Annotated in this window: 28 protein-coding genes and 1 pseudogene; 6 read left to right on the top strand and 23 right to left on the bottom strand. The window is 68.8% G+C overall.

Going from position 1 to position 23,424, the window contains the following annotated elements:
• The first annotated feature begins 3 nt into the window (after positions 1–3).
• On the top strand, positions 4–492 hold the full coding sequence (locus ACFV6E_RS20160) for a hypothetical protein (protein ID WP_385463192.1): 489 nt from the start codon (positions 4–6) through the stop codon (positions 490–492).
• A gap of 4 nt (positions 493–496) precedes the next feature.
• Here the strand turns inward: ACFV6E_RS20160 and ACFV6E_RS20155 are convergent, their stop codons facing one another.
• Positions 497–760 (bottom strand): hypothetical protein, encoded by a 264-nt coding sequence (locus ACFV6E_RS20155; RefSeq protein WP_385463189.1) that lies wholly within the window; start codon positions 758–760, stop codon positions 497–499.
• Positions 761–1,361: 601 nt separating this feature from the next.
• Here ACFV6E_RS20155 and ACFV6E_RS20150 point away from each other — a divergent pair.
• Positions 1,362–1,574, top strand: coding sequence for a hypothetical protein (locus tag ACFV6E_RS20150; RefSeq protein WP_385463186.1), 213 nt, complete (start codon positions 1,362–1,364; stop codon positions 1,572–1,574).
• A 273-nt stretch (positions 1,575–1,847) separates the two neighbouring features.
• Positions 1,848–1,991, top strand: coding sequence for a hypothetical protein (locus ACFV6E_RS20145; protein ID WP_385463183.1), 144 nt, complete (start codon positions 1,848–1,850; stop codon positions 1,989–1,991).
• A 340-nt stretch (positions 1,992–2,331) separates the two neighbouring features.
• Here the strand turns inward: ACFV6E_RS20145 and ACFV6E_RS20140 are convergent, their stop codons facing one another.
• Positions 2,332–2,688 carry a hypothetical protein gene (locus tag ACFV6E_RS20140; RefSeq protein ID WP_385463180.1) on the bottom strand — a complete coding sequence of 119 codons (357 nt, stop codon included), beginning with the start codon at positions 2,686–2,688 and terminating at the stop codon, positions 2,332–2,334.
• Positions 2,689–3,005: 317 nt separating this feature from the next.
• Between ACFV6E_RS20140 and ACFV6E_RS20135 the strand changes: the two genes are divergently transcribed.
• Entirely contained in the window at positions 3,006–4,337 is a 1,332-nt protein-coding gene (locus ACFV6E_RS20135) for a hypothetical protein (RefSeq protein WP_385463177.1), read from the top strand.
• A gap of 57 nt (positions 4,338–4,394) precedes the next feature.
• On the opposite strand, the pseudogene ACFV6E_RS20130 reads toward ACFV6E_RS20135, so the two are convergent.
• A pseudogene (locus ACFV6E_RS20130) lies at positions 4,395–4,592 on the bottom strand (GNAT family N-acetyltransferase); the annotation flags it as partial.
• A 73-nt stretch (positions 4,593–4,665) separates the two neighbouring features.
• Here ACFV6E_RS20130 and ACFV6E_RS20125 point away from each other — a divergent pair.
• A complete protein-coding gene (locus tag ACFV6E_RS20125; RefSeq protein WP_385463175.1) occupies positions 4,666–4,950 on the top strand; it encodes a hypothetical protein in 285 nt (94 codons plus the stop codon).
• On the opposite strand, the gene ACFV6E_RS20120 is transcribed toward ACFV6E_RS20125, so the two are convergent.
• The 9 genes from ACFV6E_RS20120 to ACFV6E_RS20080 all read right to left on the bottom strand — a co-directional run bounded on the left by ACFV6E_RS20120 (position 4,938) and on the right by ACFV6E_RS20080 (position 11,998).
• Complete coding sequence (locus ACFV6E_RS20120; RefSeq protein WP_385463173.1) at positions 4,938–5,342, bottom strand: hypothetical protein; 405 nt, start codon at positions 5,340–5,342, stop codon at positions 4,938–4,940. The genes ACFV6E_RS20125 and ACFV6E_RS20120 overlap by 13 nt on opposite strands.
• Before the next feature lie 106 nt (positions 5,343–5,448).
• Entirely contained in the window at positions 5,449–7,209 is a 1,761-nt protein-coding gene (locus tag ACFV6E_RS20115; protein WP_385463337.1) for a relaxase/mobilization nuclease domain-containing protein, read from the bottom strand.
• Entirely contained in the window at positions 7,209–7,874 is a 666-nt protein-coding gene (locus tag ACFV6E_RS20110; protein WP_385463170.1) for a plasmid mobilization protein, read from the bottom strand. The genes ACFV6E_RS20115 and ACFV6E_RS20110 overlap by 1 nt, the downstream gene beginning before the upstream one ends.
• Complete coding sequence (locus ACFV6E_RS20105) at positions 7,871–8,095, bottom strand: hypothetical protein (RefSeq protein ID WP_359550380.1); 225 nt, start codon at positions 8,093–8,095, stop codon at positions 7,871–7,873. The genes ACFV6E_RS20110 and ACFV6E_RS20105 overlap by 4 nt, the downstream gene beginning before the upstream one ends.
• 102 nt (positions 8,096–8,197) lie before the next feature.
• On the bottom strand, positions 8,198–9,265 hold the full coding sequence (locus ACFV6E_RS20100; RefSeq protein ID WP_385463167.1) for a DUF2637 domain-containing protein: 1,068 nt from the start codon (positions 9,263–9,265) through the stop codon (positions 8,198–8,200).
• Complete coding sequence (locus ACFV6E_RS20095; RefSeq protein ID WP_385463164.1) at positions 9,262–9,828, bottom strand: WhiB family transcriptional regulator; 567 nt, start codon at positions 9,826–9,828, stop codon at positions 9,262–9,264. The genes ACFV6E_RS20100 and ACFV6E_RS20095 overlap by 4 nt, the downstream gene beginning before the upstream one ends.
• A 118-nt stretch (positions 9,829–9,946) precedes the next feature.
• Positions 9,947–10,651 (bottom strand): ATP-binding protein, encoded by a 705-nt coding sequence (locus ACFV6E_RS20090; protein WP_385463161.1) that lies wholly within the window; start codon positions 10,649–10,651, stop codon positions 9,947–9,949.
• Positions 10,651–11,670, bottom strand: a complete 1,020-nt coding sequence (locus ACFV6E_RS20085) for a hypothetical protein (protein ID WP_385463158.1) — start codon at positions 11,668–11,670, stop codon at positions 10,651–10,653. Before ACFV6E_RS20085 ends, ACFV6E_RS20090 begins: the two co-directional genes overlap by 1 nt.
• A gap of 1 nt (position 11,671) precedes the next feature.
• Positions 11,672–11,998, bottom strand: coding sequence for a transcriptional regulator (locus ACFV6E_RS20080; protein ID WP_385463155.1), 327 nt, complete (start codon positions 11,996–11,998; stop codon positions 11,672–11,674).
• 555 nt (positions 11,999–12,553) lie between these two features.
• Here ACFV6E_RS20080 and ACFV6E_RS20075 point away from each other — a divergent pair.
• On the top strand, positions 12,554–13,426 hold the full coding sequence (locus ACFV6E_RS20075; protein WP_385463152.1) for a helix-turn-helix domain-containing protein: 873 nt from the start codon (positions 12,554–12,556) through the stop codon (positions 13,424–13,426).
• Positions 13,427–13,625: 199 nt separating this feature from the next.
• Here the strand turns inward: ACFV6E_RS20075 and ACFV6E_RS20070 are convergent, their stop codons facing one another.
• From ACFV6E_RS20070 to ACFV6E_RS20020, 11 genes are all read right to left on the bottom strand, one after another.
• Entirely contained in the window at positions 13,626–14,252 is a 627-nt protein-coding gene (locus ACFV6E_RS20070; RefSeq protein ID WP_385463149.1) for an HAD-IA family hydrolase, read from the bottom strand.
• A 281-nt stretch (positions 14,253–14,533) separates the two neighbouring features.
• Entirely contained in the window at positions 14,534–15,769 is a 1,236-nt protein-coding gene (locus ACFV6E_RS20065) for an MAB_1171c family putative transporter (RefSeq protein WP_385463146.1), read from the bottom strand.
• A gap of 101 nt (positions 15,770–15,870) precedes the next feature.
• A complete protein-coding gene (locus ACFV6E_RS20060) occupies positions 15,871–16,314 on the bottom strand; it encodes a hypothetical protein (protein ID WP_385463143.1) in 444 nt (147 codons plus the stop codon).
• 446 nt (positions 16,315–16,760) lie between these two features.
• Positions 16,761–17,525, bottom strand: a complete 765-nt coding sequence (locus ACFV6E_RS20055) for a 3-deoxy-manno-octulosonate cytidylyltransferase (RefSeq protein ID WP_385463140.1) — start codon at positions 17,523–17,525, stop codon at positions 16,761–16,763.
• 31 nt (positions 17,526–17,556) lie between these two features.
• A complete protein-coding gene (locus ACFV6E_RS20050) occupies positions 17,557–18,117 on the bottom strand; it encodes an NUDIX hydrolase (RefSeq protein WP_385463137.1) in 561 nt (186 codons plus the stop codon).
• Positions 18,114–19,235, bottom strand: a complete 1,122-nt coding sequence (locus ACFV6E_RS20045) for an adenosylhomocysteinase (protein ID WP_385463135.1) — start codon at positions 19,233–19,235, stop codon at positions 18,114–18,116. Before ACFV6E_RS20045 ends, ACFV6E_RS20050 begins: the two co-directional genes overlap by 4 nt.
• Before the next feature lie 31 nt (positions 19,236–19,266).
• Positions 19,267–20,265 (bottom strand): NAD-dependent epimerase/dehydratase family protein, encoded by a 999-nt coding sequence (locus tag ACFV6E_RS20040; protein WP_385463132.1) that lies wholly within the window; start codon positions 20,263–20,265, stop codon positions 19,267–19,269.
• A gap of 35 nt (positions 20,266–20,300) precedes the next feature.
• Complete coding sequence (locus ACFV6E_RS20035) at positions 20,301–21,137, bottom strand: aminoglycoside phosphotransferase (RefSeq protein ID WP_385463129.1); 837 nt, start codon at positions 21,135–21,137, stop codon at positions 20,301–20,303.
• Positions 21,134–21,790, bottom strand: a complete 657-nt coding sequence (locus ACFV6E_RS20030; protein ID WP_385463126.1) for a histidine phosphatase family protein — start codon at positions 21,788–21,790, stop codon at positions 21,134–21,136. The genes ACFV6E_RS20035 and ACFV6E_RS20030 overlap by 4 nt, the downstream gene beginning before the upstream one ends.
• The gene (locus ACFV6E_RS20025; protein ID WP_385463123.1) at positions 21,787–22,548 is read right to left on the bottom strand and encodes a phosphotransferase; all 762 of its coding nucleotides are present in this window, start codon (positions 22,546–22,548) and stop codon (positions 21,787–21,789) included. Before ACFV6E_RS20025 ends, ACFV6E_RS20030 begins: the two co-directional genes overlap by 4 nt.
• Positions 22,545–23,306, bottom strand: a complete 762-nt coding sequence (locus ACFV6E_RS20020) for a class I SAM-dependent methyltransferase (RefSeq protein WP_385463120.1) — start codon at positions 23,304–23,306, stop codon at positions 22,545–22,547. Before ACFV6E_RS20020 ends, ACFV6E_RS20025 begins: the two co-directional genes overlap by 4 nt.
• Positions 23,307–23,424: the final 118 nt, after the last annotated feature.

Raw genomic sequence — 23,424 nt, 5'->3', positions numbered from 1 at the left:
ACCATGCCCACCACCACCATGCTCGACCAGGCCACGGCAATGATCGAGAACGCCTGGAGCCAGCCCATCGAAGCTCTTGAGGTCCTCGGGGTCCGCCGCCCTAGCGACGACCCGCTCCTGCGCTGCGCCATGCACACCCGTACGGCCCTGGCCGTCACGGACAATGCGGTAAGCGTTTACCAGGACAGTCTTCACACCCTGTCCCGGCATGGGTACGTGCCTGACTTCTACGAACTCGACCGGATCACCGAAACGGCGGTCAGCCTCCGCGTCGCCCACGCGGAGAGCCGTGCGTACCTCCAGGCGATCCGGCGCGTGGTGGAGGCTCGGGAGGCCGCCGCACCCGAGGTTGAGGCACCGGCGGTTCGGCTGGCACAGGCCGCTGTCGCCCGCTCCGGGCAGACGCGGCAAGCCCCGGGGGGCTTGCCCGAACCGTCCTCTCCGGCGGCTGTCGTAGGGCCGTCGGCGCCCGCAACGGGGCCCCGACGTTGAACGCTTAGCTCCGATCCTCGTCGCGGTGACCCTCTTCGGCCCGGAGGCCCACCGAGCGGGCCAGCTCCTCCACCGTCAGCTCCACTCGCCGGCCTTCGGCGATCCGGCGCTCGACCGTCTCCTCGTCCGGCCACTGGTCGGGCTGTGCGCCGACTCCCCACTGGCCATCGGCGACCATCGCGATGTCGCCCACGGTCCACGGCCGCCCGGCCGCGCGGATCTTGCGCTCCAACCCGGCGCCGTCCCAGTGTCTGCTCGCCTCGGCCATCGTTGTCCCCCTTCTCTCGCCTGCGGCCCGTCACCGCAACCCATGTAGGACAACCGCGGTGGCCTGTCCATTCCCCGGTCTCCCGTGACCTGCCGATGTCCCCCAGTTCGCCCACGGCAGACGCCCCTGCCGGGAAACAACTACGCACTTCGGCATGATCCATGCCAACGTACGGATGTCGGAAAGACCGCAGGTCAACGAAGGGATCCATCTACCCGTGAGCACCTCTGCCACCTTCCTTCCGGCCGTTGTCCGTCCCACGGCGACGCTCTCAACTGGCTCGTCGACACCCCCGAGGCCAACGTCCACGCGACCGACCCCGACGGCTGTGTCTACGTCGGCTGGCTCCCGAAAGACCCGTCGGCCTGGCAGCGCAACATCGTCTGGCATGTCCGGGTGCAGCCCGCCGATGGCGACGCATGAGTCCAGGAGTTCGGTGTCCACACCCCCTCCGAAGCCGTTGCCGGATTCCTCGCCCTCTTGGTCACCAGTTCCTCGTGCTGACTGCCGATCAGGCTCCGCTCTCAAATCCACCTACGGCCCGTCGACTCCCCGTCGGGCCGACCAGCCCCGTCAGTGTCCACCGTTCACGGAGACTCTCTTGCCCCAGTACCTGACCGTCGGCCACCTGCTCCACCAGCTCCAGGAACTCGACCCCAACCTGCCGGTCCGTCTCGCCGTCAACCCTGACTTCCCCTTCGCCCACTTCGTGGGAGCCGAAGTCGTCGTCCGCGACGGCAAGGCGTACATCGCCGACGACGGCCAGGAGGACTACCTCCCGGTGGGGGCGCGCGACACCCTCACCTGGGACTGATCGCTTCCCTACCCACACGGAGCCTTCCATCTCGTCGCTCTCGCGCCCCACGCCCCTCCTCGCGCTGCACACTGTCGCGGCGCGCCCCATGCCGCACGGTGTACACAGCGCGCTTCTCCAGCGCATCTCCATCCGCCCCGACGGCCCCCTCGACATCACCTGGCTCGCTGCCGAAACCCCCAACTTCCCCTCGGGCGCATCCGACTGCGCTGGGAGCCTGCCTCGCGCAGCGGCTGGGACGTCACGGCGTACCTGGGGCTGACCACGGCCGAGGTGCTCCTCGGTTCCTGGCCCGCCGCCCCGGACGACTGGCCGCGCCTGGTCCGTCCGACGCTGTACGAGGTGACCGGCCTGTGCGCCGCCCTCTCTTTCGCGACCGATGCCCTCGACCTCTCCAACCGGCTCTCCGGAGTCTGACCGAGGACCACCGAAGGCCGCCCCACGCCGCTCAGGCAGGGGCGGCCGCGTCGTGCGTCCACCCGTTCGTTGCGTACGCTCGACCCGGCGAAGGAGGACACCATGGCCGACGACCAGAGGCTCTGGAGATACCCGGAGGGCGCCGCCCACTTGCGTACGTGTCGCTGGCCTGGCGCAGGAAGTTCACCCCCCGCCCAGCAGCAGCGCCCCACCGCCGCGCGCATCGCTGCTCCACTCGAACCTCGCGGGGCAGCACGCCTGGGGCTCCCTCACAGGTTCTCCCCGCCACGCGCTCCTTGACGCCCGGCCGACAGCGCCCTCGGGTGCAGTCGGCCAGGCGTCAGCCCTGGTTGCCCAGCGGCATGTTCGCAGCTGCCCGGTGGATGCAGGCTGCTGCTGCTTGGGCTTCGCGAGCCCGGTCGGCGGCCTCGTCTCGCACATGGGCGGGGACCGGTACCGGCTCGCCGCGCTCATTCAGTAGGAAGCCGGCCTTGTGCGGCAGGGGACGCTGCTGCGCGGCGTCGTAGCAGTCCTGCCAGGAGACCGTATGGCCGCTCGGCGGGCAGCAGAAGTCCGCGTGGACGGCGGCCAAGAGATGGTGCAGGGCCTCGGGGTCCGGGCCGCCGAGCTGTGCCTCGTACGGGCCGGGGAGTATCCGGGCGATGAACTGCGCTGCGGTGATGCGGGGATGACTCATGGCACCTCATTTTTTTCTGTCAGGCCCCGCGCCGTGAACACAGCCTACGGCGCCGCACCGTCATTCATCCCCCTGGTCGCACGGCCCTCGGCGGCCGTGCCGTGTCGCCTTTCGGGCCAAGGGGAGCAGCCGGTATCTCAGCGATGTGTGCCCGACCCCGCCCGGTTGCGGTGCCGGGCCCTGCGCGGGTTCGTCACCGTCACCGGCTTCGGCCGTGCCCGGCCCGCGAAGCGATCCGCCGAAACGCCCGGCTCCTGCTCCGGAATTCGAGGCACGTGCCTGGCACCGGCCGCCAGGTATGGCGTGTAATGAGCGCCATGACCGAAACGCCCTCACCGGCCCTGTGGCGCCTCGTCGACGAGGACGACGCCGCGTCGTTGACGCTGATCGTCGAAACGCCGAACGGCCCCCACCTGCGGCGCATACCTCCGGCGCTGCCCCTGTCGGCGCACATCGAGCACGGTACGGCCGCCGAGGAAGCCGCCCACACCGCGGCGGCCACGTGGGGTCTGCCGGACTTCGTCTTCCAGCAGGTAGCGAACGCGGCGAAGGGCTCGGGTTCGCGTGAGCAGGGCGACCGGATCCTGATCGCCGGCCACCGCGGTGCGGTGGTGCAGGTCAAGGCCCGCACGATTGCGCCCAAGGCCGACGCGCTGGAGGCCAACTGGATCCAGAAGGTCGCGGCCAAGGCGATGAGCCAGGCCAAGGGCAGTGTGCGGCAACTGCGCATGCTGCCCGCCGACATGGTCAACGGACGAGGCCGCGTCCTACACGTGGATGGCAACGACTACGAGTGGGTCTCGGTGTTCCTCCTGGACCACCCCGGCGTACCGGAAGGGATCACTGCAACGTGGCAGCCGACCGGCATGCCCTCCATCGCCCTGACCCGACGCGACTGGGACTTCCTGTTCAACCAGCTGCGCTCGACCACCGCCGTACTCGACTACCTCTTCCGAGCCGCGAAGGAACCGGCCGTCCCCCTCGGTGAGGAACCGGTCCGCTACTACGAACTCGCCGCGGCCGACGCCGACACCCCGCCCGGCGATATCGACACTGACCTCGTCGGAGAAGACGGCGTGCTGTACTCCGTTCCGCAGCTGCCCCAGGCGCCCGCCGGAGACGACGGCACCCGCGCCCACCTCATGATCCGCTTCATGCTCGAGGACATCGCCCTCAGCCCCCTCGCCGACCCGCTGACCGAAGCCAACCGCCACACCATGCTCGGCGACCTCGACCGGCTCCCCGTCGCAGCGCGCACCGAATGGGGTCGCCTCCTGCTCGACATGCTCGACGATGTCCCCAAGGTCCCCACCGAACACACGAAATGGCGCTTCAGACGCCAGCTCGACGCGGACGGAACCCGCCAGCTCATCGTGGGCGCCGCCACCCGCTTCGACAACACCATCCGGACCGCCTTCACCTCCTACGTACAGCTGCGCCACCACGAGGTGACCTCCCGCACCGGCAAGGCAGGAGAATCCTCTGCACTCGGCATCCTGCTAACCCCCCGCCACGACGGGCTGCGCCCCTGGGACACCAGCACCGTCCGCGTCCACGGCCATCTGGAGCTGCCGGAGGAAGACCTGCGCATCTACCGCAGCCTGTGGAACCACACCGCCGAGGACGGCTCGCCCGTCACCCAGGACTGAGGCCACCACCCTCCTCCGGCCCGCGGCCATGGGTCCAGCCTCCGGAGCAGGGCCAGCTCACACCACAGTGAGGCTGCGGCGCTCGACGAGCACCACGTCCCGCCACACGCCGTGGTGACGGCCGATCCGCTCCCAGGTGCCGATCACGCGGAATCCGGCCCGCGCCTGGACGGCGAGGCTGACGGTGTTCTCGGGGAAGATCCCTGCCTGGATCGTCCAGATCCCCGCCGCCTCGGTGGAATCGACCAGCGTCTTGGCCACGTCCGTCGGGGTGATCGGCGCGCCGAGCTGGCCCGCCGACCGCCCAGGGGCCGGTAGTCACTGCTGTGTGATCAGAAACCTGCTGCACGCCTCATGCGCCTTCGCCCTGGCCGCCCTCCCCCTAACGATGGCCGCCCCCGCCGCGGCCTCCGCCTCTGCCGCTCCTGTCGCTCCGGTGCGTGCGGCGGCGACGCTGCCGCCGGACGCCATCGGCCAGCTCACCGGGGCGGTCGAGGACCGCACCGGCTACGACCGCTACGCCTTCAAGCACCGGAAGCTGCGCGTCGGGCGGCGGCCCGCGCGTTCTTCAGCCAGATCCCCACCGCCGCCGGTGCTCTCCTACTCCAGGTAAATGCCGGCGAATACGCCGTCGAACCCGAGCGCGGTCAAGCCCGCCTCAACACTTGGGTACGTTGTCCCGTGCGGGCCGCCGACCAGGGCGTCGAAGTCGGCGCGGCTGATCTCGGGCTCGAGCCACTGGTTGCCGCACCGGCAGCGGACCCAGACGTTGCGCCCGTGGTTGATGAGCAGCCAGTCGCGTCGGGCACGGCAGGCGGAGCACATCACGGGGATGCCCCCGAGGGCGAGATCGCGTGAGTGGCCGACGCAGCGAATCGCCCCGGGGCCGTCGGCCGGCCGCGTCCCGGCCTTGAGTTGCAGCAGAGGGTCGGTGCCAGTGGGGACGACGGGCAGCGCGGGTGCCGGCTCCGTGGTGCGGGTGGTGGTTCTGAGCACAAGCGTCATCTCCCGGTTGTCGGTCCTGTGTTCATCCGTAACAGCCAGTGGAACCGGCTGTCCATACATTTCGCGGCGTCCGCTCGGTCGGTGACCGGCTGCCGGTTCGACCTGGTCAGCGGCGTGGCGAGCGGCGGTTGGGGTCTTGGATGGGCCCGAGCGTCGCGGTTGCCGTCGCGTTTCGTTCACTGGTGCGGCTGCTCGGCGCGGTGGCCTGGCGGGTGGCGGCCTGCGGACGACGGGCGCCGTCACCCGGGTGTGCCGGGAGCTGGGCGATGCGCCGCAGGCGCCAGACCAGGACGTCGCTCACGTCATCGGCGCTGTCTAGTTCGCGCATGTCGATGGCCTGGCGCAGGAGGGCTTCGGAGTCGTGGCCCGCCCCCTCGGCCTGGGCGAGGGTGGCGACCAAGGCGTCGGTCCTCGCTTCCATGCCCCCTGCCCGTACGACCTTCTCCGGCAGGACGGCGCGAAGAGTGGCCTCGTGCGTGCGGCGCTGGGCTTCTGGAAGAGCCCGACCTTGGTCGCGCAGCACTCGCATCGGGGTGGCAGCGGCCTGCCGGTAGGCGGTGCGCAGGTGCGCGGCAGCTTGTCGGGAGGCGTGGGCCTGCTGAGCGTGTCCACGCGCGGAGTGCCAGCGGGCGGCGGCGAGGGTGACCAGGACGAGGGTGGAGACGAGCATGGCGGTGGTGCCGCCGTCCTCGCCTCGGCCGAGCGCCCCGCCGGCCTGGACAATGCCTCGGGCGGCCGAGCGGAGGGCCCGGGTGTCGGCGCGTTCGGCGCGGACATGACTGCGGGTCGCCCGCTCGAAGGCGCGAGCTGCGGCGGCCAGCTCGGTGCGGGTGGTGGCCGGTGAGGTCTGGGCCACTGCGTCGAGGAGTTCTCCGACGCCGACGAGCTGGGGGGCGGCCTCGCCGTCCTCGTCGCGTTCCAGGAGCGTGGCCGAGCGCTCTGCGATGACGGTGGCGTTGCGTCGTTGACGGGCGGGCGGTGACCAGTTGGTCCGGTCAGCGCCGACCGCGGGCGTGCTCGGCTCGGCGGCCCCGTCGGTGAGGCGTAGTCGGATCTTCGGAAGGGAGAGGTCGGGGGCCAGTTTGGAGCCGGGGTACCAGACCGGGTCTCCGTCGCGGTTGCGGTCGCCGGGCAGGGCAACGTTGTAGCCGAGCGCGTCACCGGACGGTGCGTGCCGCAGCTTCACCCGTACCCCCGCTTCTCGGAGCCGCGTGAAGAACTCCTCTTCCGAATCCGCTCCCGCCACGGCTCGACGAACGGCCTCGCGGAGCGTCTCGCGCGAGGTCTCCGGGCGGCCGGTGCGCTCGGCCTTGAACTTCTCGGCGCTGCTGGGATTCTTCGCTGCGGTTCCGTCGCCCGCGTTCAGGCGCCGCAGGCCCATCTCCTTCTCGATGCGGCGGCATTCGGCCTGGGCCTTGTTGAAGTCGTAGTTCAGGCGCGGGTTGCGCAGGTCGCCGCGTACGAGGGTGGCGACGATGTGGATGTGGTCTTCCGCGTGGCGGACGGCGATCCACCGGCAGCCGTCGGGGTCTCCATCCGGGGCGATGCCGGTGGCGTGGACGATGCGCTGGGCGACGGCGTTCCACTCCTCGTCGTCCAGCCGCCGGTCCCCGGGGGCGGTGCGGACCGAGCAGTGCCAGACGTGCTTGGCGGGTGCGCGGTCGCCGGCCTGCTTGACCCGCAGGTCAAGGGCGGCGGTGAGCCGGGCGAGGGTGACCTTCGGGTCGGGGTCGAGGCCGGGGTCGGGGGCGAAGCCGTCCCAGGAGCCGACGAGGTGTGCGTCGGTGTGCTCCTCGCGCCGTCCGGGGCCGTACAAGTAGACGAGCAGGCCGTGGGTGCGGGAGCCGCGTCCGATGTCGGGAACCATCACAGCCGCCAGGTCACCAGGCCGTTCGCCGCGTCATCGACGCGGGCGAGAAGTCCGGTCAGCGCGCCCAGCGCGTGTTCGAGTTCACCGGCACGCGGGTGGCCACCGCTGTTGAGGACGAAGGCGATCTGGTTGATGTTGTTGCCGATCCGAGCCAGCGCGGTGCGTAGGGCGACGAGTTCGTCGATGGCGGTGTCGAGCTGGTCGTTGCTGTGCACGGCGGCATGTCCGCGGGCGGCGCTCAGGCCGGCGGTGGCGAGGAAGCGGGCGACGGTGACGCCGCGCTGGGTGGCGGCGTCGGTGATCTCGGCTTTCTCGGTGTCGGAAAGGCGGGTGGTCGTCTTGCGGGCGCGCTCGCGCGGGTTGCGGCTGCGGCGGCGCGGGGTGCGGTCGGGGAAGGCGGGCGTGCTCGGGCTCGGCTGCTCGCGGTCGGCAGTATCATCTGCTTCTCCCCCGGTGACCGGCGCCCCCTGGTGCCGGTTGCCCGGCTGGTCCCCGTGCGCCCTCGCTCGGGGACCAGCCGGGCTTCCCCCGCCCTCCTGGGCGGGGACAAGTGCGTACGTCGGGCCGTAGGACCGTCGTACGCGATAGCTTGCTCCGCCAGGAGCCGTGGTGAGGTCACGGTGCTGTCCAGCGGGGGTGGCCGCCGGGTCGTTGGTGTTCACCGGCTCGTCTCCGGGTCCTGCTGCTGGATTTCGCGGACGAGTTCCTCGATCCAGTCCATGGCCAGGACGGGGTGGTGCAGGGTCCAGGGCCGGTCGTGCTGCTCGCGCTGCACGATCCAGGTGGTGTCGGGGCCGGACTGGGCGCGGTGGAGGTGTCCGTGCTGGTGCAGGACGGACAGCCAGGAGTCGACTTCGGCGGGCGTGGCCGGGTGAGTGCGCATCGGGTGCTCTCCGCTTCTGCTGTGGCGGGGTGTGTCGGTGACATGCGGAGTGGGTGACCGGCCGGGGTGACCGGTTCGGTCACCCACTCCGTGTAGGTTCGGTCAGGGCCGGGAGGAAGTGACCGGCTGGCGGTGCTGCTCGCGTAGCTGGGCCATCAGCGCGGTCAGGGTGTCGCTGGACAGCGGGATCTGCTGACCTCGGATCGCCTGGGCGACCACTTTGCGGGTCAGTTTGTCCTCGGCCCTGACCGCCGACCGGGCGATCGCCAGCAGCTCCTCGGTGTCCGGGTCAGGACGCCGGTCACCAGTCGGCCGAGCGGCCCGGTCAGTGACCGGCGGCGAGGTGACCGGCGGGGCACTGACCGCCGCCGGGCTGTCCTGGTCATCACCGACCGAGGCCGCACTGCTGGGGCGGTCAGTGACCGTCCGACCCTTGTCCGCCTGTCCCGGCAGGTCAAAGGCACCGTGGCTGCGGTTGTGGTGGTCGGTGACCGACTGGCCGCTGGTCGCCGGGGTCGAGTCTCCGGTCACTGACCGGGCGGCGGTGTCCTCGTCGGTCGGGGACAGCGGCAGCCGGTCGGTCAGAGCGGTGACCGACTGACCGGACCTGACCTGACCGGCCGCTGACCGCTGCTCACCGGCTCGGTCGGTCCGGGTGACCTCGATGGCGTCGCTCCGGTCGGTCCCACCGAGGTGACCGGGCTGACCGAGGTTCTGCCGACCAGAGTCCTCGACCGGGCCCCGGGCAATGAGGATGTAGAGGTGGACCGCTCCGGCCAGTGCGAGCGGGGCGATGGTGGAGAGCACCGCGACCACCGCGTCACCGAGCTGGAGGCCGGTGCCGGCGACCGTGTCCTGGTTGATGCGCACCGCGTGGAGTGCGTTGGCCCAGATGCTGGCGGCGGTGGCCGTGCCGAAGAGCGCCCAGACGTAGAGCCGGGCGCGCAGTGGTGCGTTGCGCAGGACCAGGAGGGCTCGGATGCCGTAGGCGATGAACCCGTCGATCACCAGGGGGAACAGGTAGGTAAGGAAGCCTCGGATGTGGATGGCCACGGCCATCTGCTGCAGGGCGTCGTACGACAGTGCGCACCCCGCGCCCCCGAGCGCCACGACAGCCGCGCGGTCCCAACCGGATATGTGCGCCGTCTTCGACGCGCTTGCGATGTTCATGCCGCCGTCCCGAAGTCGTCGCGGATCAGGCGCTCGCCGCTGGTCTCGGGGGGTGTGGTGTTCGTGGTGGGCTGGTTCAGGGTTCGGTTGCGCTCGGCCCGGCGGATCTCGCGGTATCGCTTCTTGGCGTGCTCCTCGGTGACCTTCAGAAGCCAGGCCAGACGCTGCTCGCTCACCCCGTGGCGGTAGGCCGCGTACTCGACCGCGCGGCGCTCCGTATGGGTGAGGTGCACGTCGCGTCCGGCGATGGTGGCATTGACGCGGCTGTAGTCGAGGCGGCTGGCGAGCTTGTCGTGCAGCGGCCCGCGCTCCTCTTCCGTCAGGCCGCCACGGATCCCGTCGGTGTCACCCCCTTCGAGAGCGGCGTCCAGGCAGGAGCGGCGGACCGGGCACTGGCCGCACAGGGCCTTGGCCGTGGCGATCTTGGCGGTCTCGTCGGGTTCGGGGAAGAAGACTTCGGGGTCCACCGGGTTGTACTCGGTGCTCTGGCAGACGGCGTCGGCCTGCCAGGTCTGGTCGCCGAGCTGACGGTGCTGGGCGGGGCCGTTCATCGTGCTGGTCATGCGGGGTGCTCCGATCGCTCTCCGCGCGCAGGGGCGTCGGCGGAGAGGTGCGCTGGCGGTAGGTACCCGGGGGGACGGCGCTGCGAGGGCGCGGTCCGGCGGGGTGGCCTGTGGAGGGTCAGGCGACGGCGCTGTGGCGTCTGCGGTCGACGGCCTCGAACTCGACTCGGGTGGTCATCTGCGCGAGCCTGCTGGCGACTCGGTCCCCGAGGTAGGAACGCAGGTCCTTGATCGCCAGGTTGGTCGTGATCAGCGTGGGGAGTTCGTAGTTGTACCGCCGGTTGATCAGCCGGTACGTGATCTCCTCGACCCACTCGCTCGCCTTGGCCGCGCCGAGGTCGTCGATGATCAGCAGTGGGCAGCGGCTGACCGCCGCCAGTTCCCGCTCGCTGTCGACCCCGGGCCGGGGGCGGAGATCGGCGTAGAGGTCGGCAGCGGTGGTCGCGCGCCAGCGAACACCGACCCCGCTGCTGACCAGCGCTCGGACTGCGCCGTACGCCTGGTGTGTCTTGCCCGCCCCGACGACCCCGGCCATCAGCAGGCTAGGTCCGGTGGTGACCTGTCGTCGGGCTCCTCGGCTGGGAGCGACGGCCGCGTCGGTGACCCTCCGGACCCACTCCAGGACCGTGGGGTGGTCGGCGACAGCCGCCTGATAGCGCGGGGGCATCCCGGCGAGCAGGGCGTCCAGCGGCGAAAAGGGCTCGGCGTCGTCCGGCAGCGCGGCGTCGGCCGGGTCGATGTTGCGGGCGGCCAGGATCCTGGCCATGCGCTCCAGCGTGGCTTCGTTGCCGAGGAGCTGCGGTTCGCGGTGACGGGTGTGCATCACAGCTCCTCGGCGTAGGCGGCAGACGCGTTGGCCGGGTTGGTCCACGCCTGGTGGGCGGGCACGGTAGGCCGGATTCCCGGCCGCGCCAAACCGCCGGGGCGAGCGTTCATCGCCTCGTTGACCATGCTGGTCAGCACGCTCGGGTGCTTGGGGTTGGCCGTGAAGTTCGCCAGCCCGGCTCGGATGTGCTCCGGTGCGATGCCCTCGTCCAGGAGCTTCTTGATGATCCGTCCGAGGTGCCCGATCACGTCGCTCGGGGGGCGCTGGTCGCACCCGGCGACGTACTCCCCGACGAGGTCCTTGGCGGAGATGCCGGCTGCGGGCGCTGTGCGCCCCGTAGGGACAAGAGATCCAGGATCCAAGATCCTAGATCCAGGCGCCGAGCCTTCGAGGAGGCTCCGGGGAAGGTTCGGGGAGCCGTCGGGGGCAACCCTTTGACCTGCACTTTTAACTCCAGTCCGCCCGGGTGCGCTGCTGGCTCCGTCGGCGGCCTCCTGCCGGCCGGCGGCTAGCTCGTCTGCCTGTTCCGGCACCGTCGAGGAGGGTGCGGCAGGCAGATCGAGGGCTCGGGGTGCCCTCGCCGAGGTCTCGGCGAGTCCTCGGGGAGTGGTGGGCGAGCCCTTCTCCCTCCGGGAGCAGGAGCCCTTGCAGGGGGCGCACCGGTCGGCAGCCTGGTGCTCCGGGCACGAGGGCAGGCGCGACTGGCTCGGCTTGTCGATCTTCTGGTGCTCGGACCAGGTCACGATGTGGAGGTAGAGGCGGCCGTCGCATCCGGTGTACCGGCAGATCAGTCCGGCGTTCGCGAGCTGGTGGAGGTCGTCCTCGACGTGGACAGAGGTGTGCTCGGCGCGCAGAGGCCAGAGAAGCCCAGCGATGATCGCGGCGTTGTCCCGGTGACGGCCGTGGTCGTCCGCCTGGGTGAGCAGGCCGAAGAAGGTCCTCTCGGCCGTCACGGTCACTTCGGCGAGTGACTCGGAGGTGAATGCCTCCGGCTTGACGGTTCGGATCCGGGCCATGTCAGCGGCCCCGCTCGGCGGCGGCCAGGTCGCTGCGGGTGAGGGTGGCGTCGGCAAGGCAGAAGGTGTGCGAGCGCATCCAGTCCACCGCCGGCCAGACCCGCAGGATCCAGCGTGCCGTGACCCTGGCGGTCGGGCGCCCCAGCACCATGGTCTTCCCGGCCTCGTCCTTGACGACGGCGTGGAGATGAGGCCACGTCTGTGTCGGGTCGGTGAGACTGACCCGGATCGTGGACGCCCCCGGGATCATGTCGGCGAGCTGGGCGGCGAGGCGGCGCGGACGGCCGTCGTCCGCGCAGGCCGGGCTACCGCTCGGCGTGGCGAGCATGCGATACTCCGTTGTTCGTAGGAGCGCGGTGCGGCGGTCTCGTGCAAGAAGCCCTGCCGCCCGCGTGATGTGTAATTGGCGCCCCTCGGAGCGCCAGCCCGGCGCTGGGGAGTTGGTAGCTCCTCGGCGCCGGTTTCAGTTTCCGGGCCAGATCACGGGTCGTATGCCGGCATCCGTCCCGCCTCCTTTCCGCTGGTCATCGGCCCCTCTCCGGCGCCCTGCCCGGCGTGGGACGACGAACATACGTAGACCCCGCGGGCAAGTCCATCCCGTTGTCCGGAAGATCGTTTGCGGTCGCCTTACTCCGTGTCGGCCGCTCTCAGGAGGGCGATGCCGACGTGGATCCGCGCCGCCCGGCAAGCGCTGCAAGCGCTTGTCGCGTGAGCGGTTTTGGCATAGGAATATGCACAGAGGTCCCCCAGGGCTCGGCACCGTAGAATTGGGCCTGATCAACAGGTGCGATACGGAAACGTACGTCAGTTTCGAAAATGCATCAACCTGGCTTACAGTTGAGCCCGACACCGAGCCCATCGCCACCTCGCACCAGGAGTCCCAGTGCCCCCTCGTCAGTTCGACGGCAGCCGCGTGCGTGCCGTCCGCCGACGCAGGGACATGCACCAGAGGCAGCTGGGCGAACTGGTGGGCGTCAGCGGCGCCACTGTCGCACGATGGGAATCCGGGAAGGATTTCCCCAAGGGCGAGAAGCTGCCGGCGATCGCCACGGCGCTCAACGAACCACTCGACGAACTGTTCCCCCACGAGGGGCCGCCAGACCTACAGCTCCTACGCTGTGACGCCGGTCTCAGCGTGGCGGAGGCCACCGAAATCATCGGCGCAAGCCGGGGACCGGTGAGCAACGCCGAGTCCGGGCGGCGCAGGCTCAACGCCAGCTATGTGAAGCCGCTGGCGGCGGCGTACGGGGTGACCGAGGAGGAGCTGCTCGCGGCGCAGGATCGCTCGTTCGGCATTCGCACCAACTCCCCGCGTGACGATCAAGAAGCCGCGCCTCGCACGATCGGAGAAAAGATCAATTTTCTCCTGCAGTACGGCTCCACCGGCGAGGAGACGCTCTCCGACTCGGAGATTGCGCAGCTCGTCAACCAGCATGCGCCGACGGCAGCCGTCACCGCCGAGGGCATCGGCGAGCTGCGCGAAGGAACGGCAACCGCGGCATCGAATGAAGTGCGCGCCGGCCTGGCCCACGCCTTCCAGGTTCCCCCCTGGCTGTTCGGCGATGACGCCGAGCTGAGCCCCATGATCCAGGAGTTCCTGGAGGCTGTTCGTTTCATCGGCTCGATCCACCAGGGACAGGTCCTCGGCCTAGCCGCACGCGGCAGCGAGATCCTCTCCCTGAGAACGATGGCCGACATCAACAGGCTCGTGGGAGAGCTGCGGCACAAGCTGTCCGAGGTTCAGGACAAGGAGTGACCCCGCCAGTAGCGGGCGGGTGCAGATCGTTCGCGGCACTACCGCCTTGCAGGCACGTCCGAGGACCCGTAACCGCCCATCGCTGATCGGCCCTGGGGCCACCATAGATCTCGGACCGGAAGCACGAAGGCGCTACGGCTCGGCCTCCCCGGAGGCCGAGCCGTAGCGCCTTCGTGCAGACGAAGTCGACGCCGATCTATCAAGCGGCCAGGTCGACACCGAGAAGCTCGGACAGGGTTGCGACCGTCTGCTTCGGGTCCTGGTTGTGCACTCCGGCGAGGCCGAGCTGCTCCGCTGCCTGCACGTACGCCTCGGTGTCATCGACGAAGATGCACTCTTCGGCGGGCAGGCCCAGAAGCTTGAGCGTGGCCTCGAAGAGCTGGGAGTCAGGCTTGCGCATCATGTGGTGCTCGCTGATTACGACGACGTCGTACAGCTTCTCCAGCTCGTAGCCGTCGTACAGGTCCCACGGCGCCAAGCCCACCGAGTTGGACAGGATGCCGACCTTGATCCCGGCCCGGCGTGCTGCGGCGGCTGCGTCGATCAGCAACGGCTCGGGACGGAGGTCACCGAAGATCCTCCCCATCAGTCCGTCTGCTGGCACGTTCAGCATCCTGCCGGCGAACTCGTTCCACTCGCTCTGGGACACCACTCCGCGCTCCAGATCACTGGTGATCCGGACGCCCTCCGGGTCCTTGTACAGGGCGGTGAGGCAGGCACCCTGGGGAAGCCCTTCACGCTGCTCGAACGCCAACACAGCGGGCAGCAGGGGGGTGGTGAGAACGCCTCCGAAATCAAGAATGAGGCCGGTACGGCGGTTGGACATGCGGGGAACTCCGATGCTGAGATTTCGGACGCCTATCCAGACCGGACAGCGTCGCGGACCCGGCGTACATGGCGGACGCAGAAACTGCGCATCGCAGGCCAGGAAGTGCACTTACAGGGCGGGGCAAAACCTCTTTGTCCGCCTAGCCCACGGTACCAGTCGCGACCACACGCCCGAGGGTGCCGAATCTCACGCAAGCCGCACAAGATCGCATCTCTAAGTGACAGGGCGTGTACGCCGAAAACACAGTTACGGTAATAGCCGTACGCCCCGCCCAAGAGCTACTGCCGAGAATCCGATTCCAACTTCTCGGAGTTATCAAGAACTTCTCGCGCTTCATCACCAGTGATCTGCTTATAAACCGTGCCGACTCGCACGTACCACGCAGCTTCACTTTCGGTGTCGACGAACGGCTTATCTCTCATGAGAGTGGCCGAGGACGGTCTAACGGATTCGGCGTTAGCGGCGAGGAGGCCAGCCCTTATCCAGTACGCCTCCGCAGCGGGCTCGGGATCGGACTGTAGGGATGCCATGTCTTCCGCAGCAAACATCAAGTCGCACGGAACGTAGTAGCGCAGCTTCTCGCAGGCGTCGGAGATATCTTGCGTCCATCGGTCCAAGCGGACGTCGATGGGGACGCGGAATTGCAGTAGTTCCGTAATGCGCCGACCGGGCGGGTACAGGCTTGTTCCGGGAAACGACTCGACCAGATCGAACCAGAGCGGATAGATCAGGTTCAAGGTTCGGAATGTCTTCAAACGTGCAGCAGCCGCGCGGGTTGTCGGAATGCTTGCCCCTACGGCGACGATAACGAAAAGAAGGTTCATCCAGATCGCAGTGGCATCGACAAGGAACCGCACCGTCGATTGGCTAAGAGGAAATACTACGGCGCTCCACAGGATGGTAATCCTGGCTATCGTATGGATGAGCCCCATCCACATCGCGAAACCCATCAAACCGAGCCCGATGCGCATGCTCGTGCTCTCAGCTCGGCGTGCCGCCCTCGTCCACTGATAGCCGCATACGGCGGTGGTAACTAGCGGAAAGAAATAGAACACGGTCATGTAGACCGCGACGCCCCATTGCCCAGCATGGTCAATGAGAAAATCCTCGCTCGGCCGGTCTCGTTGGACAACGGTGAAGAACAGGATCGCGAGCAGAACCACGCCTACGGCTCCGGCTTTGTACGACGCTCGGGCGATCCACCGTGAGAACTCTACGTGCCTGGGCACGACCGCCTCAGCGGTCTTGCCGTAGCTGGTGGCGACGTAGGTCAGGGCTGCCATGATCGCCGCCGTGCTGGCAAAGTGCCGGAGCAGGGCGCTGAGATCGACTATAGGAATGCGGTCGACTGCGTCCATTGCCGCTGGGGTGTAGAGACACAGAGCCACTGCAAATCCGGCGTAGCCTCCCCAGAGCGCCCTGCGGTGCGCATCGCCATACCTGACGGCCGGGAAACGCCAGATGGATATCAGCGTCATGACTGCCGCAGTGAAGTATTTGAAAAAGTCGAACACGGGATCAGTCGATCTATACGTGCCGCACCTGCCGCTCACGGGCCCTGCAGAGTGCAGACTGATTACTAGGGGCTCATTGCGAGAATTGAGGGCGGGTGGAGCTACCGCCGACGCCGCGGTGGGGCGACCGGATGCGACAACGAGTACTCCAACAGGCTGATTACATCGTCTCCGGTAGCAGACTGGCGACGCGCCAGCCGCTTGATCAATGACGCTGAAAGCTCAGCCTGCTTCTCCTCGTGGCTGTCGAAATCGACGCGCGCTTGAATCAGTGCCGACGGGTAGCGCCGAAGCACTTCCTGCCGGATGCGCTCCGGGACGTAACGCTCGATTTCGACAGCCGTCAGAGAGGTGCCGTGATCCATCCATTCATGCGCGATTTCATGGAGGATGATGTGTTCCGTTTGATTCCTGCTTGACCGGCGGCGGTAGAGAATTATGGTCACTTCGGGAGTTTTCACCCGCAGGCCGCACGCTGTCCCCAGGCCCCCGTCGGGATCTTCCAGCGGAACCAACTGAATTTGACGCCCCAATACTTCTTCCATATTTCCCACCAGCGTCTCGACGCTGAAGGGGGTCGGTATAGGGAGATCAGCGAGCTTCCTCTCGCATTCCCTCACGAGGGCACGACGTGAAGGGTCCCTACGCCAACGCATAGCCGCTCCATTCATGCTCACTGCAAGCCCCATACCTGAACGCGCGTACGCGAGGCGCTGGCAGGCTGGAGCCTGTGTTCGATGCGCACGGCTTTCGACCGGCACGCGCTGTCCGCGCCTAAGCGTACAAGGGAGATTAAGCGATCATGAGAGAGGGATGTGTTGCAAAGGTCACCCGAGTGCGGCAGATCACTACAACTACCCAAGACCGAAAGGCCAGTACACCTTGACTTCAGTTCGAGGACTGCCGCTAACCCGTCACTGCATTTGCGTAGTTGATGGTCAGGAAATTGAACGAGTCGCCCAACAAGCACGGTTGAGCTCGGGCGGATGCCTCAGTTGCGCCGGTAGAGAAGGCCCTCGGCTCGCGCCAGATCCTCGGGGGTGTCTACTGCCACCCCGTCGTCCAGGACGGGGACCATCCGCACGGCGTGACCGTGTTCGACGAAGCGCAGCATCTCTACTCCTTCGGCACGCTCCAGGGGCCCCTGCTGGAGCTGACGGAAGCGCTGGAGAGCCTCGCCTGTGAAGCCGTAGAGGCCCAGTTGGCGCAGGTACTTCGGCCGGTCGCCCTTGGGGTACGGGATGGGCTGGCGCGAGAACATGAGGGCCTCGCTGCGGGCTGCGACGACGACCTTGACGACGTTGTGGTCTAGGACGGCGCCGACATCGACCAGCTCGGTGTAGGCGTTCACTGCGAAGGTGTCCGGCGGCGAGTACTCCAGGGCCTCGGAGACGTCGTTGATGGCGGTCGGCGATATGAACGGCTCGTCGCCCTGGAGGTTGATGTATCCGTCGGCCGGCAGGCGTTCGGCGACCTCCGCGACGCGGTCGGTGCCGGTGAGGTGCTCCCCGGTGCGGATGCAGTCGATGCCGAGTTCGCGGCACGCCGCTTCGATGCGTTCGTCGTCCGTGGCGACGATGGCCCCGTCGAGGCGCTTGGCTTCCAGGCAGCGCTGGTGGACGTGCCAGAGCAGCGGCTTGTCGCCGAGGAGTGCCAGTGGTTTGCCGGGGAAGCGGGAGGCACCCCAGCGGCACGGTATGACGGCGATGTGTCGGCGCCGTTGGGCGTCGGTCTGTCGGGCTGTGGTGGCGGCCACGGCATCCTCCTGATGGTCGGGTTCGGGGGCTTCAGGTGAGCTGGGCGAGCTTGGCGCGGACGGTGGGTGAGGAGGTGGTCGCGAACGGCCGCCACTGGTAGCCGTCGACCTCCTCCTCCTGCAGCGTTACCGTGTGATCGGCCCGGAGGTGGAAGGCCCAGCGGAAGTCCACGTGGTGGTGGGCCGGCTCGTTCTTCGACGGGTTCGCGTCGATCGCGTGCACGTCGATGTCGAGGGGGATGTCCTTGTGGCCAGCGAGGGGGACGACGGCGCTGGGCGGGATGCCGGCCTCCTCGTGTAGTTCACGCAGGGCTGCGTCGCGCAGGAGCTGGTCGGACGGTTCGTTGTGCCCGCCGGGCGCCAGCAGTTTCCCGGACGCCTTGTGCAGGATGTGGAGCACGTGCCGTTCACCGTTGATGAGGATGGCGCTGCAGGTCACGTGGGCGGGGAAAGTCTTGCGGCTGGTGGGGTCTTCCGCGCCAGCGAGCACGGCGAACAGCATCGTCAGGGAGGTGCGCTCGTCCGGGTGGCGGGCGAGGTACGCCTCCGTGACGGCGCGGATGTGGTCGGTGGAGGGTGGCAACGAGGTCACCTTTCGAAGTGGCGGAGCCAGGTTCTGGCGATGGTGTCGCGGTCGGCCGCCGGTATCTCGTGCAGTCCGGGCTGGAGTCGCGCGTGGCTGAGTGCGGCGGTGGCGGCGAGTATCTCGGCCTGGACGAGGTGGATGTAGGTGCCGACGGCGGCGCCGTGCACGAAGTTGACGGCACCGCCGTCGGCGAGGACGTAGAAGTAGTGGCCGGTGACCTCGTACCGGGTCAACTGGGGTCCGACGGGTTGGCGTTCGTAGAGGTCGTCGAGGCTGCCGAGTTCGAGCTCGTCCTCGGAGGAGGTCACCGATCCGAGGTACGCGCCGTTGCGCAGGGCGGCGAAATCCTCGTGCCGGAGGGCGAGATTGCCGGTGGCACACAGGACGAGTTCCGCGTCATGGACGGCCTCGGTGGTGGACGCGCTGGTGCGGAAGCCGAGGGCGTGCGCCTGTACCCGCTTGACCGGATCGTTGTCGTACACGGTGACGCGCAGGTCCTGGGCGCGCAGGGTCTGCGCAATGGAGCGGCCGATCTTGCCGAAGCCGATGACGCAGGCGCTGCGGCTCGTGAGGATGTCCCCGCGGGCGCGGACGAGGGCGTCGGTGGAGAAAACCATGGACCGGCCGACGAGGTGGTCCTCGCAGTCCTTGAGCGGGGAACGGGCCACAGATACAACCGGGCACGGGAGGGAGCCGAGAGCCGAGTACCGCTGGTGTCCGTTCTCGGTGTCCTCGACGACGCCGAGGATGCGGCCGGAGAACTTGTTCACGAGGGTGTCGAGGCTGGCCGCGAAGTACCCGCCGATGTCGACCAGCACGACGTCCCGGCCGCCGGCCGTGTCCTCCAGATAGTGCAGCGCCTGGGCCTCGTCGGTGAACCGCTCCCGGCTCAGGTCGTGGACCGGCAGGGTGCGGCGGACGGTGTCGAGGGTCGGCTGGTGGATCGACCGGGGCTTGGGGAGGACGGCGCCGATCGTGGACACCGCGGCCATGGCGCGCAAGAAAGCGGGGCGTTCCGAGAGCAGGTGGGTGATGACCAGCGTTGTGATCGCCTGACCGGCGGGAAACTGCGCAGTGATCCTCCTGAAGAAGGCGTCCAGCCGTGCTCGCTCGGGGGTTTCCATGGGCACTCCTCTCGGGTTCCGAGGCGTAGGGCTACGCGGCCCGGCTGAAGTCCGGTACCGGGGCGGCCAGAGCCTGCATGTGAGCGCGCAGCCCGCTGTGGAGGTCGACGCGCGGCTGCCAGCCGAGGACCTCTCCCGCGCGGCTGGGGTCGGCACGCGTGAGGAGGACGTCCCCGTTGCGCACGTGGTCCTGGTGGAGCTGGATCTCGCGGCCGGTGAGGCTGTTGGCGATGTTGATCACGTCCAGCAGCGATGCGTTCGATCCGCCGCCGACGTTGATGGCGCCGTGAGCGGTCGGGACGACGGCGGCAGCGATCGTGGCGGCGACCACGTCGTCGATGTAGGTGAAGTCGCGGCGCTGGTGGCCGTCTCCGTACAGACGCAGGGGCTGTCCGGTCAGGGCGGAGTACAGGGCGCGGTGGGTGAACATGTCGGCGCGCTGCCGGGGGCCGTAGACGGTGAAGTACCGCAGGGCGACGACGCTGGGGCCGATGGGGCGCTCGGCGTAGGCGAGGCAGAGCTGCTCCTCGGCCAGCTTGGTCACGGCGTATGGGGAGGCGGGCTTCGGGCGGTCGGTCTCTAGGCTCGCGTCGCCGTCGGTCGGACCGTAGACGCTGGAGGAGGAGGCGACGACCAGTCGAGGGACGCCGATCTGGGTGGAGGCTTCGAGGACACGGTGGGTGGCCAGCACGTTGGACGCGAGGTAGTCACCGAACTGCGGTCCCCAGGAGGGCCGTACACCGGGGATGCCGGCGAGGTGGAAGACCGCGTCGGCGTCGATCAGGAGCGGGTCGATCGCGCAGTGGAGGAGGTCGGCCGTGACGTGGTGGTATCCCTGGCGGCCTCGCAGCGCGGCGAGGTTGGCGGCGGCCGTCGGGTCGGTGGACGGGTCTCGGCGGTCCACGCCGATCACGGTGGTGCCGGCCTGGATGAGGGCGTGGGCAAGGTGGGAGCCGATGAATCCGGCGGAGCCGGTCACCACGGCCCGTCGGGGGGCAGCGTTGGTCGGGGGCTGCTCGTGCTGTGGCACGGGGATCTCCAGAGAGGTGTCGTCGATGGGGTAGGTCAGGTGAGCCGGGACAGGACGGTTCTGCCGTGCGCGCTGAGGGGGGCGTCGTTCTCCTGGTGGCCCTTGACCAGGGCTGTGGTCGCCTCGATGGCGCCGAAGGACTCCAGGAGGCGTCGTTCGGTGTCGTTCGGCGGGCGCCCGTAGCCGTCGAAGAAGGCGGTGCGGAGGTGCGGTGCGGCTTGCCAGCGTCGGAATTCGAGCCGGGCGAAGTCGCGGACCCGGGCGTCGCGTCGCATGTGCTCGAAGTCGTAGATGCCGAAGGTGTCGCCGAGCAGCCAGTTGCGCGGCTGGTAGTCGAGGTGGCAGATCGCGCTGTCCATGTGGCTGGCGCCCAGGATCACCGCGTGATGCTTCAGCAGGTTCTCCTCGGCCGCGTCAAGCAGGTCGGCGTGGACGGCCCGGTCGATCCACCGCTGGAACCGCTCGGCGAGCGAGGCGCCGACGGCACCACCCTGGGGCATGGCGGTGGCTCGGTGCAGCTTGCCCAGCACGTGCCCGGCCTCGTGGTGGGCCAGTTCCTCCCCGGGCGAGCCCGGAGCGACGGTGTCCGCGCGGTCGCCTGCGAGTGCGGTGAGAAGCAGGGTGCGGGTGGCATCATCTCGACCGACCAACTCCGGCGCATGGCCAGTCAGATGGCTGACCCATGCCCCGTAGGCGTGGAGTTCTCCGGCGTACCGGCCTCGCTCCGCGTGCTGCTTCGCGATGAACTGACGCCCGTCGTCGGCCACCAGGCGTACGACGCGGGGCGGGAGCGCGGGGTCCGCTGCGATGTCGACTGCGCCAAGGAGGTGGTGCGCCAGGTGTATCCGGGGGTCGCGCGAGGTCGCGATCACGGGGTCGGCTCCGGCGTGAGGAGACTGAGGTGCTCGGTGTCGTTGTGCCGGTCGAGCATCCAGCGGGTCTGGCCCAGGCGGTTGCGGTGGTGCTGCCAGCGGGTGATGGAGGCGTGATTGTGGGTGAATCCGGCCGGCGAGCCGATCGGGACGCCGAGCAGCAGGGTGTGCGCGGTGATCACCGTCTCCCCGTGGGCCGCGAAAACGACGCGCTTGCCATGGTTCTCCTCGATGAGCTGGCTCAGGTTCTTGCTGGCGCGCTTCAGGAATCCGTTCCAGGTGTCGGAGCCGTTGGCCCAGGGCGTGTCGGGGTGGGCGTGCGGCCCGCCGTCGGCGGCCGTCTTCATCGCGTCCCAGGGCTGGCCGTCCGCGTCGCCGTGGACCGGGCCGTCGAGTCGGTCGTCGTGGTGCACGGGGATTTGGAGTGTCTGGGCGATGACCTCGCCGGTCTGGACGAGGCGGATTCGCGGGCCGGTGTAGACCACGTCGAAGGGGTTCTTCAGATGCTCGGTGGCCAGGCGGCGTGCGGCCTGTTCGGCTTGGGCGTATCCGAGGTTGGTCAGGCCGGTGCAGGTACGCGGGCCCCCGACGAGACCGTCGGCGTTGCACTGAGCCTGGCCGTGCCGGACGAAGACGAGTTCGGTGGTGATCATGAGGCTCCTCGGTGGCTGAAACGGAGGGGCAGGCCGTAGCGGTAGCCGTTGCGGCCGACGTACGGGGCGGTGAGCACGGCGTGCAGGCGCAGGAAGTTGTCGAGCCGGCCTCGGTCCGTCCTGCCCAGCCGGGCGTCGTGGCGTCGGGCCGCCGCGTTGTACGCGAACAGGGCGGTGGTGACGGCTTGGTCCGTGAGCGGTCCGTAGGTCAGGTGAAGCGTCGCGATGAGCTTGGCGAGGTCGTAGCCCATCGGGGCGAGGGACAGGTCGTCGGTGTCGACTGCGACGATGTCCTGCGTGCTGGTGATGACGAAGTTCCGCGGATTGCTGTCCTTGTAGAAGGCGCAGGGTCCCTCGGTGGTCGCTTCCAGCAGGCCGAGCATCGCGTGCAGGGCTGTCTTGTTCGGCAGGTAGCCCTGCTCGTGGCGTCGCCGTAGGGCGAGCTTCCGTGGGCCGAGGTAGTCGTCGAAGACCGTGCCGTCCTGGAAGTGGTGCGGGGTGTCCAGCGACGCGGAGTGCAGGTCGCTGGCCCAGGCGGCACCGTGGGCATGGCCCAGCAGTTCCGCCACGCGCGGAAGGTCCTCGGGACGTACGGGGCGGCCCTCGATTCGTTCGAACGTCAGGAACCGCGGTCCGGCGGTGTGGAGGGCTGGCTGCCACAGCGGCTTGGCGTGCGCGGTGAGCCACCGGTAGTGGCGCACCGCCCCCGCCGCACGCTCTGGTTCCGCGTAGTACTTGGTGAACGGGGTGAGGCTCATGCCGGCGCCCCTCCTTCCTTCGGCTGGGCGACGACGAAGGTGATCCGGGACCGGGTGGTCAGGGGCTGGTCGGGAAGGAATTCGTGCTGGGTCGCCGCTAGGGCCCCGGGGTTGCCGTACAAGCCGGGCGCCAGGTTGTACTTGGGATTGGTGGCCAGGTACTGCGCCGTGTGGTCGTGGCCGTCGAAGGTGAAGACGTGCTCCTCGTCCACGACGGCGATCACGTCGAGCGAGGAGGCGGCCACGTCGGCGAGGTTGCCGCTGTGGGCTGAGGTGTAGAGGCTCTCGTGCTGGGCGGCACGCGGATCGAGGCCGGCGGAGACGACCAGATGGTCCATCTCCTGGTAGCTGTCGAGGCCCTTGGTAACGAGTACGACCAGACCCCCGGGGGCGAGGACCCTGGCGATCTGCGCGACGACGTCCTCGGGGTGCGGCGAGTGGTAGAGGCAGAACGCCGCGACGACAATGTCGCTCGACCCGTCGGGCAGGGGGAGGTCGTGGAAGTCGCCTTCGACGAAGTCCATCGTGCTGTCGGGCAGGCCCTTGGCGCGCTCGCGGGCCTGGGCGAGCAGGGAGGGGGCGGCGTCCAGGCCCGCGACGCGCTGGGGCCGGAGCCGCTCGGCGATGACGAGGCTGCTCGTGCCGCGACCGCAGCCGATGTCGAGCACCACGCCGAGCCGGTCGGGCCGGGCGTGGTGGGTCTGTACCAGGCTGACGATCGTCTCGGGCACCGGGTGTCCGGCGGTCTTGGCGCGCATCAGGGCGCTCGTGCGTGAAGCTTCCCCGTGATCTTGGACACTTGATGGTTATGCCGCGAGGGCGTGTCGGTGTCGCCGTCGGGTCTCGGCCGGGGTGAGGTAGCCGAAGGCCTTGTGT

It is taken from the genome of Streptomyces sp. NPDC059785, assembly GCF_042732375.1.
Taxonomy (GTDB): Bacteria; Actinomycetota; Actinomycetes; order Streptomycetales; family Streptomycetaceae; genus Streptomyces.
The sequence above is the reverse complement of the archived record's forward strand: the minus strand, read 5'-3'. Positions and strand labels throughout refer to the sequence as shown.

Bases quoted from the DNA above. Each gene is read 5' to 3' on its own strand.
- ACFV6E_RS20160 (WP_385463192.1), top strand. From the start codon at position 4: ATGCCCACCACCACCATGCTCGACCAGGCCACGGCAATGATCGAGAAC.
- ACFV6E_RS20140 (WP_385463180.1), bottom strand. From the start codon at position 2,688: ATGAGTCATCCCCGCATCACCGCAGCGCAGTTCATCGCCCGGATACTC.
- ACFV6E_RS20155 (WP_385463189.1), bottom strand. From the start codon at position 760: ATGGCCGAGGCGAGCAGACACTGGGACGGCGCCGGGTTGGAGCGCAAG.
- ACFV6E_RS20120 (WP_385463173.1), bottom strand. From the start codon at position 5,342: ATGACGCTTGTGCTCAGAACCACCACCCGCACCACGGAGCCGGCACCC.
- ACFV6E_RS20105 (WP_359550380.1), bottom strand. From the start codon at position 8,095: ATGCGCACTCACCCGGCCACGCCCGCCGAAGTCGACTCCTGGCTGTCC.
- ACFV6E_RS20080 (WP_385463155.1), bottom strand. From the start codon at position 11,998: ATGCTCGCCACGCCGAGCGGTAGCCCGGCCTGCGCGGACGACGGCCGT.
- ACFV6E_RS20090 (WP_385463161.1), bottom strand. From the start codon at position 10,651: ATGCACACCCGTCACCGCGAACCGCAGCTCCTCGGCAACGAAGCCACG.
- ACFV6E_RS20115 (WP_385463337.1), bottom strand. From the start codon at position 7,209: ATGGTTCCCGACATCGGACGCGGCTCCCGCACCCACGGCCTGCTCGTC.
- ACFV6E_RS20070 (WP_385463149.1), bottom strand. From the start codon at position 14,252: ATGTCCAACCGCCGTACCGGCCTCATTCTTGATTTCGGAGGCGTTCTC.
- ACFV6E_RS20095 (WP_385463164.1), bottom strand. From the start codon at position 9,828: ATGACCAGCACGATGAACGGCCCCGCCCAGCACCGTCAGCTCGGCGAC.
- ACFV6E_RS20085 (WP_385463158.1), bottom strand. From the start codon at position 11,670: ATGGCCCGGATCCGAACCGTCAAGCCGGAGGCATTCACCTCCGAGTCA.
- ACFV6E_RS20025 (WP_385463123.1), bottom strand. From the start codon at position 22,548: ATGAGCCTCACCCCGTTCACCAAGTACTACGCGGAACCAGAGCGTGCG.
- ACFV6E_RS20030 (WP_385463126.1), bottom strand. From the start codon at position 21,790: ATGATCACCACCGAACTCGTCTTCGTCCGGCACGGCCAGGCTCAGTGC.
- ACFV6E_RS20060 (WP_385463143.1), bottom strand. From the start codon at position 16,314: ATGGAAGAAGTATTGGGGCGTCAAATTCAGTTGGTTCCGCTGGAAGAT.
- ACFV6E_RS20020 (WP_385463120.1), bottom strand. From the start codon at position 23,306: ATGCGCGCCAAGACCGCCGGACACCCGGTGCCCGAGACGATCGTCAGC.
- ACFV6E_RS20100 (WP_385463167.1), bottom strand. From the start codon at position 9,265: ATGAACATCGCAAGCGCGTCGAAGACGGCGCACATATCCGGTTGGGAC.
- ACFV6E_RS20045 (WP_385463135.1), bottom strand. From the start codon at position 19,235: ATGGAAACCCCCGAGCGAGCACGGCTGGACGCCTTCTTCAGGAGGATC.
- ACFV6E_RS20135 (WP_385463177.1), top strand. From the start codon at position 3,006: ATGACCGAAACGCCCTCACCGGCCCTGTGGCGCCTCGTCGACGAGGAC.